The organism is Butyrivibrio sp. VCD2006 (genome assembly GCF_000423925.1).
GTDB lineage: Bacteria > Bacillota > Clostridia > Lachnospirales > Lachnospiraceae > Butyrivibrio.
Genome location: NZ_AUIX01000060.1, coordinates 1 through 11,393, shown reverse-complemented (window position 1 = coordinate 11,393; position 11,393 = coordinate 1). Strand labels below are relative to the sequence as shown.

Annotated in this window: 15 protein-coding genes and 2 pseudogenes; 16 read left to right on the top strand and 1 reads right to left on the bottom strand. The window is 40.0% G+C overall.

The annotated features are described in order from the left end of the window. The 12 genes and pseudogenes from G586_RS23570 to G586_RS0116655 form a co-directional block, all read left to right on the top strand. Positions 1-372, top strand: a pseudogene (locus G586_RS23570) (type IV secretory system conjugative DNA transfer family protein); the annotation flags it as partial. 2 nt (positions 373-374) lie between these two features. Continuing rightward, positions 375-1,250, top strand: coding sequence for a hypothetical protein (locus G586_RS0116705; protein WP_026528622.1), 876 nt, complete (start codon positions 375-377; stop codon positions 1,248-1,250). A 438-nt stretch (positions 1,251-1,688) separates the two neighbouring features. Beyond that, the gene (locus G586_RS0116700) at positions 1,689-2,231 is read left to right on the top strand and encodes a hypothetical protein (RefSeq protein WP_026497037.1); all 543 of its coding nucleotides are present in this window, start codon (positions 1,689-1,691) and stop codon (positions 2,229-2,231) included. A gap of 1 nt (position 2,232) precedes the next feature. Further along, positions 2,233-2,451, top strand: a complete 219-nt coding sequence (locus G586_RS0116695; protein ID WP_026497038.1) for a hypothetical protein — start codon at positions 2,233-2,235, stop codon at positions 2,449-2,451. A gap of 251 nt (positions 2,452-2,702) precedes the next feature. Then, the gene (locus G586_RS0116690; protein ID WP_026528621.1) at positions 2,703-3,047 is read left to right on the top strand and encodes a hypothetical protein; all 345 of its coding nucleotides are present in this window, start codon (positions 2,703-2,705) and stop codon (positions 3,045-3,047) included. Then, a pseudogene (locus tag G586_RS27095) lies at positions 3,041-3,151 on the top strand (DUF6017 domain-containing protein); the annotation flags it as partial. The gene G586_RS0116690 and the pseudogene G586_RS27095, both read left to right, overlap by 7 nt. Before the next feature lie 43 nt (positions 3,152-3,194). Then, positions 3,195-4,571, top strand: coding sequence for a replication-associated recombination protein A (locus G586_RS0116680; protein WP_026528620.1), 1,377 nt, complete (start codon positions 3,195-3,197; stop codon positions 4,569-4,571). A gap of 116 nt (positions 4,572-4,687) precedes the next feature. After that, positions 4,688-5,101: an EamA family transporter gene (locus G586_RS0116675; RefSeq protein ID WP_026528619.1), complete on the top strand. Its 414-nt coding sequence runs from the start codon at positions 4,688-4,690 to the stop codon at positions 5,099-5,101. Positions 5,102-5,162: 61 nt separating this feature from the next. Continuing rightward, positions 5,163-5,540: an SMU1112c/YaeR family gloxylase I-like metalloprotein gene (gene gloA2, locus G586_RS0116670; protein WP_022767537.1), complete on the top strand. Its 378-nt coding sequence runs from the start codon at positions 5,163-5,165 to the stop codon at positions 5,538-5,540. Positions 5,541-5,637: 97 nt separating this feature from the next. Then, the gene (locus tag G586_RS0116665) at positions 5,638-6,159 is read left to right on the top strand and encodes a DUF4256 domain-containing protein (RefSeq protein ID WP_026528618.1); all 522 of its coding nucleotides are present in this window, start codon (positions 5,638-5,640) and stop codon (positions 6,157-6,159) included. Positions 6,160-6,529: 370 nt separating this feature from the next. After that, a complete protein-coding gene (locus tag G586_RS0116660) occupies positions 6,530-6,979 on the top strand; it encodes an Hsp20/alpha crystallin family protein (protein ID WP_026528617.1) in 450 nt (149 codons plus the stop codon). A gap of 199 nt (positions 6,980-7,178) precedes the next feature. After that, the gene (locus tag G586_RS0116655) at positions 7,179-7,388 is read left to right on the top strand and encodes a hypothetical protein (RefSeq protein ID WP_196811629.1); all 210 of its coding nucleotides are present in this window, start codon (positions 7,179-7,181) and stop codon (positions 7,386-7,388) included. 228 nt (positions 7,389-7,616) lie between these two features. Here the strand turns inward: G586_RS0116655 and G586_RS0116650 are convergent, their stop codons facing one another. Beyond that, the gene (locus G586_RS0116650; protein ID WP_026528615.1) at positions 7,617-9,110 is read right to left on the bottom strand and encodes a radical SAM protein; all 1,494 of its coding nucleotides are present in this window, start codon (positions 9,108-9,110) and stop codon (positions 7,617-7,619) included. Between the two features lie 145 nt (positions 9,111-9,255). Between G586_RS0116650 and G586_RS0116645 the strand changes: the two genes are divergently transcribed. The 4 genes from G586_RS0116645 to G586_RS27675 form a co-directional block, all read left to right on the top strand. Beyond that, on the top strand, positions 9,256-9,804 hold the full coding sequence (locus tag G586_RS0116645) for a TetR/AcrR family transcriptional regulator (RefSeq protein WP_026528614.1): 549 nt from the start codon (positions 9,256-9,258) through the stop codon (positions 9,802-9,804). Positions 9,805-9,931: 127 nt separating this feature from the next. Next, entirely contained in the window at positions 9,932-10,660 is a 729-nt protein-coding gene (locus G586_RS0116640) for a MerR family transcriptional regulator (RefSeq protein WP_026528613.1), read from the top strand. Positions 10,661-10,796: 136 nt separating this feature from the next. Then, positions 10,797-11,243, top strand: coding sequence for a GNAT family N-acetyltransferase (locus G586_RS0116635; protein WP_026528612.1), 447 nt, complete (start codon positions 10,797-10,799; stop codon positions 11,241-11,243). 57 nt (positions 11,244-11,300) lie between these two features. Continuing rightward, positions 11,301-11,393 (top strand): VOC family protein (locus G586_RS27675; RefSeq protein ID WP_196811628.1); only part of this gene is annotated, 93 nt, incomplete at its 3' end.

Genomic DNA, 11,393 nt, shown 5'->3' with positions numbered 1-11,393 from the left:
AAGGGTGAAGGAACTCCCGGAGATCCGTTTTGGGAGAAGGCAGAAAAACTGCTGTATACAGCACTTATCGGTCTCATATATTATGAGGCTCCTGAAGAGGAGAGGAATTTCAACACTCTTGTTGAGATGATCAATTCCATGGAGATAAGGGAAGATGATGAATCATTTAAAAATGCAGTGGATATCTTGTTTGAAAAACTTGCTGAGAAAAATCCGGATCACTTTGCGGTAAGGCAGTATGCAAAATATCGCCTTGCAGCAGGCAAGACCGCGAAATCCATCCTTGTGAGCTGCGGTGCGAGACTTGCTCCTTTTGATATTCCGCAGGTCAGGGAGATCATGGAATATGATGAGCTGGAGCTTGATACGATTCCTTGGATGTTACTGATAAAGAAGTATTAGCTCCACTGATTAGTATGGACAATGTTAGAACAAAGATTTTTTACCATGATAGAAAGTCGCGCTCTGACTTAATAGCAAATATTGTAAAAATGATAGGTAAGGATTTGGCTATTGAGAAAATGAGTAGAAATGAGATTGTTTTAGTATTACAAACAGATCCAGTCGATCGGGAAAAATCCGAGTTGGAAATTGAGGCGGATATAGATAAGTTGTATAAACTTGAACAGTTTGCATTTGCCGATATTTATGGACTGGTGTGGAAAATTGAAGAAAAATTTGAGAAGGAAGACTGCGAATACTTTCATGACATTCGTTCAGTTGTTTCTTTGATTGATGCTTTGGCATTTAATCATTTGGTGAAAGATAAGATATACCCAGCAGTGACACATCTTGTTGCCTCTTTGAATTCCAAGGGAAATTTTGATGGTTACTTATATGAGGATAATTGGCTTCACTATAGTGCTGACGGAAAAAGTTTTGTGCGCCCAGAAACAAAGCATGCGATTGAACTGGCCAATAATGCAATTCAGTTTTTATTTGCTGGATCTGATGCGTTTTATAGTCATTATGAAAGTATGATAAATAAAAAACATCGTAAGCCACAAGAATTAGATGAGGTGGATTATCTTGAAATCTTCAATAATGCTCATTATTATTTTTCGATGCATGAAAAAATAGAAAAAGATGCGTTTAGTTATTTGATATATTTATTACACGGTAATATTAATGAGGCGAAGAAAGCACTAGAACATTTTGAAAAGGATATAAGGTGCATTGATGATTCAAAAAACTTGGAACGGTGGACATTATACACAGCTTTGGAAAAGAGTATCGAAGGAATTTATTAAGAGAATCATATTGATGCCGAAAAAAGTGTTAGTACATAATAAAATCTTATGTAGCTGATAGTGGAAAGGGTACATAGGCCGTAGTTCTGACGAGGATTGCGGTCTATTTTTTGTGCCCAAAAAGCAGGTGCACATGCAAAGGGCCAATAGAGACAACTGAATATGGAAAAGACAACAAACTATCAACTACGAAAGCCGGGAGCAAAAGAAGCCCCGGCTTTCTGCATACTGCTACGCGAAGCTGTGCGCTGTCATCAAAGATAGAGAGACCGGATGTGAGACAGGTGGCACTCAGGCAGCTGCGAGCTCTGACTATGATAGGCAGATAACGGAAGGATTAGACCAGGACAGACGCAGTAAACATGGCAATTTATGGATGCTTGTCTTATAAATTGCCGGATGATAAAATTATAGGCAACACAGAAAGACAGGGTTAATATGAAAACGGTTTTTGACGAATATAATGAAAACAAGGATGCCATAGCAAATGTTCTTCATGAAGTGGAACAGGAAAAGATGCAGCTAGATATAGAAGTGGGAACTACCATCAATTGTCAGGGCGTGATTGTGGATGTTACCTATGGAGATAAGCATTCAGTTTTCCCACCGCAGGAACTTCTAAAGGACAGAATTTTTACTCATAATCATCCCACCGGAAGATGTTTTTCCAGGCAGGATATAAAGAGTGCAGTATTGGATGGATTGCTTGAGTGCAGGGTTTCTACACCGCAGGGCACGTATTTTTCATTAAAGAGAAAAAGTGATGCAGCTGTGAGCCTGTCATTCATAAATGATGCGTGGAACGCAACAGGTTCTGATGCACTTAGCAACAGGATCATGGAATTGATAAAGTCAGGTGAGATTTTTCCTACAGACCTTACCTGGGACGTAAGAGCCAGAATTGAAAATGATATGATGATCGCATTTCTCAGGGAACATGCATCAGAATATGGATTCATCTATTCTGAAGGAGGTATTTGATATGAGCGGATTTGACGACAGAAGCTTTGATATTGGAGCTGATTTTTATAACAAGCTGGCAAAACAGTATGCAGACCATGAGATATCAGATGAAGAGTTCATGCGTATCAGTAAGGAAATGGGCAACATCATCGAACTTTGTTCAAATGGTGATATTACCGAAGCGGAGTGCAATGAGAGGCTGGATAAGCTTTGCCCCGGCGTCCCAGTTCATGCATGATGTGTCAATTTCATAAGTCTGTGATGTCAGAGGATTCCGAGAATTATTCGGAGTCCTCTTTTTTGATGCCTTGGATCTCTTTATGTGGGGATTGAAATGATGATAACTTTGGAATAGATGTGGCAATATCACAAATCCTGATAAAGTATCACATATTGGGGAATCTTTTTCTGTGTCATAAAAAGTACAATAAAAATGTTCCGGAACAAAGCAATTCTTATAAGAGACTATTTTCATGAAGGGGGAGTGCGATGGGCAGAAAAAGCATTGTTAAGACCTATGGGAATGCAACGATGGAAAAACGTGTTGAGATTATTCTTGATAACTATTCCAATTTTGACTGTATGCTGGATGGATTCGAGAGAAGTCTTTATCTTGTGATTCTCACAGAGCGTGAGGACAAGAGAAATAGTGAGAAATCTGATCTTGGAGTCAGAGTGCAGACTTCAAATATAAGTGATCCAACGGGAAATACAGGAACCAATGAAGCTGAATTAAAAAGGGCAATCCATGTAGGCGACTGGTTGTCTGCTATTCAGGGAACGATAAATCCTGAAAAACATCGCAAGGAGATAGTTACAATACATAGGATGTGAAGAAGTATCTACTTGCAGCTCTGTTCAATGCTTCAAGTACCATGGGAGCCTTTTACCAGGCTGAAGTAAATCATGATATGGCTTATGGGGCGTGCGAGGCATGATATAATTTAAAGAGTGAAATTGAACAAAGGAGCATATGCTGATATGGATCTCTTTGAATATATGGCTGGCAACAGAAAAGAAAAAGAAGCGCCTTTAGCTGCAAGAATGCGTCCACAGACACTTGATGAAGTTGTGGGACAGGAAGATATAATAGGTGAAGACAAGCTGCTTTATCGTGCTATCAAGGCAGACAGACTTAGTTCGATAATCCTGTATGGACCTCCCGGGGTAGGAAAGACAACCCTTGCAAAAGTGATTGCCAATACTACCTCGGCAGACTTCCATCAGGTCAATGCTACGATAGCCGGTAAAAAAGATATGGAGTCTGTAGTTGAAACAGCCAAGAACAATCTGGGTGGATACGGAAGAAAGACAATACTTTTCATAGATGAGATACACAGATTTAACAAGGCTCAGCAGGATTACCTGCTTCCATACGTTGAAGATGGCACACTAATACTGATAGGCGCTACTACTGAGAATCCATACTTTGAAGTGAACGGGGCGCTTATATCAAGGTCAAGGATATTTGAGCTAAAGCCTCTTTCTAAAGATAACATCCTGACTCTCATAAAAAGAGCTTTTAAATCTGACAGGGGTGTAAAGCAGTACAACGCTGAGATAACAGATGAGGCGGCAGACTTCCTTGCGGATATAGCTGATGGTGATGCGAGGGCTGCACTTAATGCAATAGAACTGGCAGTGCTCACCACAAAACCCTCGGCAGATGCAAAGATCCACGTAGACCTTGCAGTAGCTGAGGAGTGCATCCAAAAGAAAGCTATCCGCTATGACAAGACCGGAGATAACCACTATGACACCATAGCAGCATTTATAGAGTCCATGTGTGGATCAGATCCTGATGCAGCGCTTTATTATCTCGGTCGTATGCTTGCTGCAGGTGAAGATGTTAAGTACATTGCAAGGAGAATGCTGGTTGCAGCATCTGAAGAAGTAGGGAATGCTGATCCCATGGCTATATGTGTAGCAGCATCTGCAGCAATAGCAGTTGAACGTGTCGGAATGCCTGAAGGAAGAATCATCCTTGCCCAGGCAGCAACCTATATTGCCTCAGCTCCTAAGTCCAATGCGGCTTATCTCGGAATAGAGAAGGTGTTGCAGACAGTGAGAGAAACCGGAAATCTTCCCATACCTCCATATCTTCAGGATTCCTCATATAAAGGGGCTGCGAAGCTCGGAAGGGGTGTTGGATATAAATATGCTCACAATTATCCCAATCATTGGGTAGAGCAGCAGTACCTTCCGGATGCGATAAAAGACATGACATTTTATGAGCCGAATGATATCGGCCATGAAAAGGATATAAAGGACTATTTCAGAAAAATAGGTAAAGATCCGCAAAGGTATGAATATAAGGATCCTTCTGAAGAGGGTAATCCTGAGAGACCATGGGAATAATACCAAAAGGATTTCGCATGAAGGATGGGCATCATGGAAACATCTGCCTTTATTATCATGAGCTTTTAGCAAAGTGGCGTTTGTCAAGATGAAATAGTTGGGAAGGCTTTAGATATATGTGGATTGTATTTGCACTGTTATCGGCAATATTTGCTGCATTGACATCAATATTGGCTAAGATAGGAATTGAAGGAGTTGATTCTAATCTGGCTACGGCCATTCGAACTGTGGTAGTGGTAGGAATAGCTTGGATTATGGTTTTTATAACTCATGCACAGAACGGTTTATCAACAATCGGTAAAAGAAGCTGGATATTTCTTGTTCTTTCAGGTTTAGCTACGGGTGCTTCGTGGTTATGTTATTACAAAGCATTGCAGATGGGAGAAGCTTCCAAAGTAGTGCCTATAGACAAGCTCAGTGTGGTGATTACGCTGGTGCTTGCATTCGTGTTCCTGCATGAACAGTTTACAGTAAAATCAATCTTAGGATGTATCTTGATTGGAGTCGGAACATTGCTGATGGTAGTATAATATTTCAGGATAATCCAAAAAACTACAAATCGGTTTTTCTGGTTAAAACAGGAGGCGCTTCATGAAATTAAATCGCATTCATCATATTGCGGTGATTTGTTCCGACAAAGACACTGCTCTGAACTTTTACCATAATAAGCTTGGCTTTCGAATTCTGCGAGAGAACTATAGACCGGAACGGGATGATTGGAAGATTGACCTTAAGCTCGATGACAGCGAAATTGAACTTTTTATTATGAAGGATCATCCACTCCGTCCTTCTCCCGAAGCTTACGGATTGCGTCATCTTGCTTTCCGTGTAGATAGTGTAGATGAGACCGTCGCAGAATTGGAGTCTATGGGTATCCCTTGTGAACCGATACGACGGGATGCTTTCACGGGTGAAAAAATGACGTTTTTCCGTGACCCGGACGGGCTTCCTTTGGAAATACATGAGTAAACTACTTGTGACAAATGAGATTGGTCTGGCTGAAGTGTTAGCTAGTTCTCCCGGAAAACAATGCAGAACGACAAATCGGAAATTGGAGGGGTAAACCATGTTAGAAATATTAAAAGCGAGGTTTCAGGATAATAAGAATCTTCATATGGAACTGAGTTGGCTTGACGTGGAGAAACGTTTGCTTGAGCATCCGGGCTCCATGGATGTTTTGAGAAGGATGGAGGAGAGCGGAGGAGAACCGGATACCATCGGCTATGACGAAAAGACGGGAAAGCTAATTTTCTGCGACTGCGCAAAGGAGTCCCCTTCTGGGCGCAGAAGCCTGTGCTATGACGAAAAGGCATTACAGGGGCGTGCTAAAAACCCGCCGTCAGGCAGCGCCGAATGGAAAGCAAAAGAAATCGGCGTTTTGATCATGACGGAGGAACTCTATCGCCGACTGCAAAGTCTCGGGGAATTTGATTTGAAAACGTCAAGTTGGATCACTACGCCGGATGATATTCGCGACAAGGGCGGTGCATTGTTCTGCGAACGACGTTACGGGACGGTTTTCACATTCCATAACGGGGCGGATTCGTACTATTCCGTGCGCGGGTTCAGAGGTTATACGCTTATATAAATTCCTGTTTGTTGGGATGAGCATTATACCGGAATCTTGATGCAAAGTATATTATATTCAGGGGAGCAGGACATTTTTAGAAGTGTCAGAAGACTATAGAAGGGTATGAGCTTTTTTTAATCAGTTTGATAATAGTTTGGACATAAAGTGGCGTAAACATTAGTGTTTTCGCTACTTTTTCTTTTTTGGAAATAAGCCTTTTTTAATCATATTAGCACTCACTATTGACGAGTGCTAATTCTGGTGTTATACTTAAAGTAGAACAAAGGAACAGAGAAGACCGTTAGGACTTAACGTTCCAATGATCTGAACCCTCCGTCCCAATGCTCATATACAAATAAATTGTTTATGTGCAAAGGAGGTAAGCATTATGTTAGCACCTAGTATTTTTGAAGAAAAATTCATGGATGACCTGTTCGGATTCCCGGAATTTAAGGAATTCGACAACATGGAGAAAAAGCTCTACGGAAGAAGAGCCGGCAGGATGATGAAGACCGATGTCAGGGAAAAAGATGACAACTACGAAGTAGAGATCGATCTGCCTGGCTTCAAGAAAGAAGAGATCACTGTAGAACTCAATGATGGCTATCTTACCATCAACGCTGCTAAAGGCCTTGATAAGGATGAGAACGACAAGAAGGGTAAACTCATCAGACAGGAAAGGTACGCAGGATCAATGACAAGGAGCTTCTACATTGGTGAGAATGTTCAGAAAGAGGACATTGAAGCTAACTACAGACACGGAGTTTTAAAACTATCCATCCCTAAAAAGGCAATGGAAAAAGTCCCTGAAAAGAACCTCATAGCCATTGAAGGCTAACAACATAATAATCACGTATCTCCCTCCGATGTTCATCATCACGAATAGCGGAGGGCTTTTTATTTCCCTGGCGGCGAAATATGGGCGTTTATTTCACGTAAAATAGTATTTTTGATGAGAGCGCCTTATCATATAATCATTTCATCAGATATATAAACAAACATTTTATTAATAGAAAATCCAGGAGGTGGAGCTTGTGATGACAATTTTATTCTTTATTCTTTTCTTCATGATCTTCGGTAAACTCGTTGGCTTCGCATTCCGAGCTACATGGGGCATCATGAAAGTAATGCTTTACATTGTATTCCTTCCTGTTATTCTGGTGGGAATGGTAATGGGCGGACTTATCTATATCGCACTTCCAATCCTGTTAATTGTTGGATTGTTGAGCCTTTTAAAGACTGCATGATTAGAGCAATTAAATAAGGGACTAAACAAAGACAGCCACAATTCTACGAAGAATGTGGCTGTCTTTTATGAAAACAGTTTTATCATGGAACATATGGACCTTGCTCCAACAATTCAATCATAAGGTTTTATGGATTATGACTTTATTAACTTCACTGATTCAGGTGAATAATAGCTTCTGACAAATCCAGAGTATTAAGCCGTATTTTGGAAAAACGCTTATCTTTAATCATGCATGTTTTTTGAAATCTTTGGCAAGGCCTGTTTTCTTCTCTTCAAATCTCATAATATTATCATTTTCTATCCTATTAGCCGGTGCATAATTTTCATACTTCTTTTTTTGATGTGGCTGCGATTTCCAAATCTCATCGGCAATAGGGGCCCACTTGAGAGCATAGTCATCACACTTTGCACATAAATGCTCTACACTCTCCTCCGATTCTTCATTTGTGCCATGTGCATTTGATCTTTCCACCATCTCCCTTAGAAGTTTTGGGTTTTCGAGCATCGGACACGGTCTTAAGTGATTTTTATTAAAGGGCTGTCCCTTATGATATTCCATGAAAAGCGGGCTCTTTAGCATTTCCAAAATAGAATTGTCATGTATATTAGTGTTTGAAAAATGGATGAAAACGCAAGGTTCTGCATCTCCGCTTGAGTTAATATGGAAATAATTCCTTCCACCTGCAATACATCCACCTACAGCTTCTCCGTCATTCTGAAAATCCATCGGAAAGAAGCCTGTATCACATTCGTTTGAGCGAATCCATCTGATACGTTCTATCATCAGCTTTCTCTGCTCTACAGTAGGCATCAGCTCCGGTACCGCATTATTTCCAACCGGCATATAGTGGAAGAAAAAGCCAAATCTCGCGCCTTTTTCTGCAATATACTTTATAAATTCAGGATTTGTCACGGCTTCAATATTATTTCTTGTATAGCAAATAGATGTCCCAAAGAGAATCCCGTATTTTTTGAAAAGAGACATTGCATTCATCACTGCATCATAATGACCGATTCCTCTTCTTGCATCATTAGTTTCAGGTGTCCCCTCTATGGAAAGCATGAATGTAATATTTCCCAGCCGTACAACCTCTTTACAAAAATCATCATCCACAAGAGTTGAATTACTATATATTCCGAACTGCACATCATTATGCTTTTCTGCAAGCTTAAGTATATCTGCCTTCCTGACAAGGGGCTCTCCACCTGTCATCATATAGAGATACACGCCCAGCTCTTTTCCCTGAGTTACTATCTTATCCATATCGGCAAAAGACAAATTGTTCTTTGGTCCATAAGTGCCTGACCAGCATCCTTCACAGTGCATATTGCAGGCAGAAGTAGGATCAAAAAGTATAAGCCATGGTATGTTACAGCCGTATTTTTCCCTGTTCTTCCGTATAGTCTTTGTTCCCCTGAAGAAAGCCTCGTACCCCAGATTGAGCATGGTCATTTTGGCTACATGCGGATCAGTTTCATCCAATACTCTGTTTATAAAGTTTACCCAGCGGTTATCCGGATCCTTAAATGCACGTCTAACAGCTTCCAGTTTTTCAGGATCAGCAGCCTTCTTTCCCCAAAAGCGTTCTGCTTCATCAACGAGCTTTAAGTATGTTTTGGTGCGGTCATCAGTCTTATCAAGATGGCCAAGGAATTTGTCTATCAGGACACTAAAAGCTTGTCTTTGCGCTGCATGTGAAATATTTGTAAATGTGTTCATATCGTCTCCCAGTATTTTTATGTATATTGACAAAACATCTACCTGATAATACATTTATACCATCTATACAAATGTCAAACAATATGTTGTGCGTATTTGATACACAATTTCACAAAATGTAGTGACAATACAAATGGAGGCCAAAATGTCCACAGAGCTTGAAAAAAGAAATATACGAAGAATGTCAAATAAGGAGTCCAACAGAATTACTAAAGAATGCATCTGTGATGCGCTGATCGGATTGATGAAAGAGCATCCGTACAAAGATATAAATATGACCATGATAATAAAAAAATCAGGAGCTTCAAGAGCTTCTGTCTACAGAAATTATCCTTCAAAAGAGGCTATCATTCAGGACATTACAAAAAACATAACTGACGAGCTCAGCGCTTCTCTGACAGGAGTGTTGCATAAAAGTAACACATATGAGTGGTTTTTAAAGGTGTTTTCAAGGCTGCACTCCGATAAAGACATGTGTGTACTTATCCGTAATTCAAATATCTCTTTTACGGATATGTTCTATAATGCCTTGTGTATTGCCTCAGACAGCGAATACGCTTCCCAACATGAATACATTGCCAGAGGTATTGCTGCCGGCTTATGGGAAGTGTCGCTGACATGGATAAAAAACGGCATGAAAGAATCTCCTGAATATATGGCAAGGGTATGCTCAGAAACCTTAAGATTGGAATGAAAATTACTTAACGAAACATCCAAAAGTTTTATTCAAGAGACAAAATCTGAAAAGCTTGTCCCATCCGGAAACAAATCCTGATCTGAACCATCTTCAATATGTAGAACAGCATCTGCTTCTAAACCATATGATGACAGTAAATGATGTAAGTAAAATGACGGGAGTGAGTATACGCACACTGCATTATTACGACGAGATTGGACTCTTAAAGCCGGAGAAATACACCGATTCTGACTACAGGCTGTATGACGATGCAGCTCTGGAAAAGTTGCAGCAGATTTTACTGTTCAGGGAGCTGGAATTTCCGCTAAATGACATAAAGGAAATAGTTAACAGATCTGACTTTGACAAGACAAAAGCATTGGAACAGCAGATAGAACTTCTGGAACTTAAGAAGGAGCACATTGAGAATCTGCTGAACATGTGCAAATACCTTAAAGTGAGAGGAGTGAGGAAATTGAATTTTTCAGCATTTGATACAAGTAAGCTTGATGAATACGCAAAAAAGGCCAAAGAACAGTGGGGAGATACTCCTGCTTATAAAGAATATGCCGAAAAAAGCAAGAACTGGACAAAAGAATATGAGAGCGGCCTGATGGCTGACTTTACTAAGCTTTTTGAAGAGTTTGGTACTATGAAGGGAATGGATCCGGCATCCGAAGAGGTCCAGGCTCAGGTAAAGAAAGTACAGGATTTCATTACGGAGCATATGTACACATGCACTGATGATATTCTTTATGGCCTTGGAACAGGCTATGTAGGCGGCGGAGAGTTGTCCCAGAATATTGAAAAGATGGGCGGTGAAGGAACTTCAGAGTTTATCTTCCAGGCAATTAAGATCTATTGCGGAAAATGATCACAACAAAACACGATTTTGAAGTCATCTGGCGGATACTGTCAGATGGCTTTTTTTATTATTTGAAAACGGATATAGTAGAAGATATATTCCAGGTTTTATTGTCGATGACAAATCGTAATTTTTAGAGGGAATAATGGATTTTTTTAATACAGATTTTTTAAATAATAATTTTATTAAGCTTGAGCTTGAAAAGTTTACAGAGGCTGATGCCGTTAAAAAATGGGTGCCTGCCTACCATTTCTTCATTTGTGACGCACACGATAATCGAATGGGTAAATGTTGTTTGAGAATTGGCGACAATGAGAACTCTTATTTCGGTGGTCATATTGGTTATGAAATAGATGGACCATACAGGGGTCATCATTACGCAGCCCAAGCTTGTGAGTTATTATTCTCATTGGCTAAAAAGCATGAAATGTCTCGTGTTCTCATAACATGCAATCCAGATAACATTGCGTCTAGAAAAACATGTGAGTATTTAAAGGGAAATCTTCTTGAAATTGCAAAGCTTCCTGAAGATAATGACATGCGTATATTAAAAGGCGAAACTGAAAAATGTATATTTGAGTTTAAGTTATAACTTTCAGGATAATGAAATAAGCAAATCGGTTTTTCTGGTTAAAACAGGAGGCGCCTCATGAAATTAAATCGCATTCATCATATTGCGGTGATTTGTTCCGACAAAGACACTGCTCTGAACTTTTACCATAATAAGCTTGGCTTTCGAATT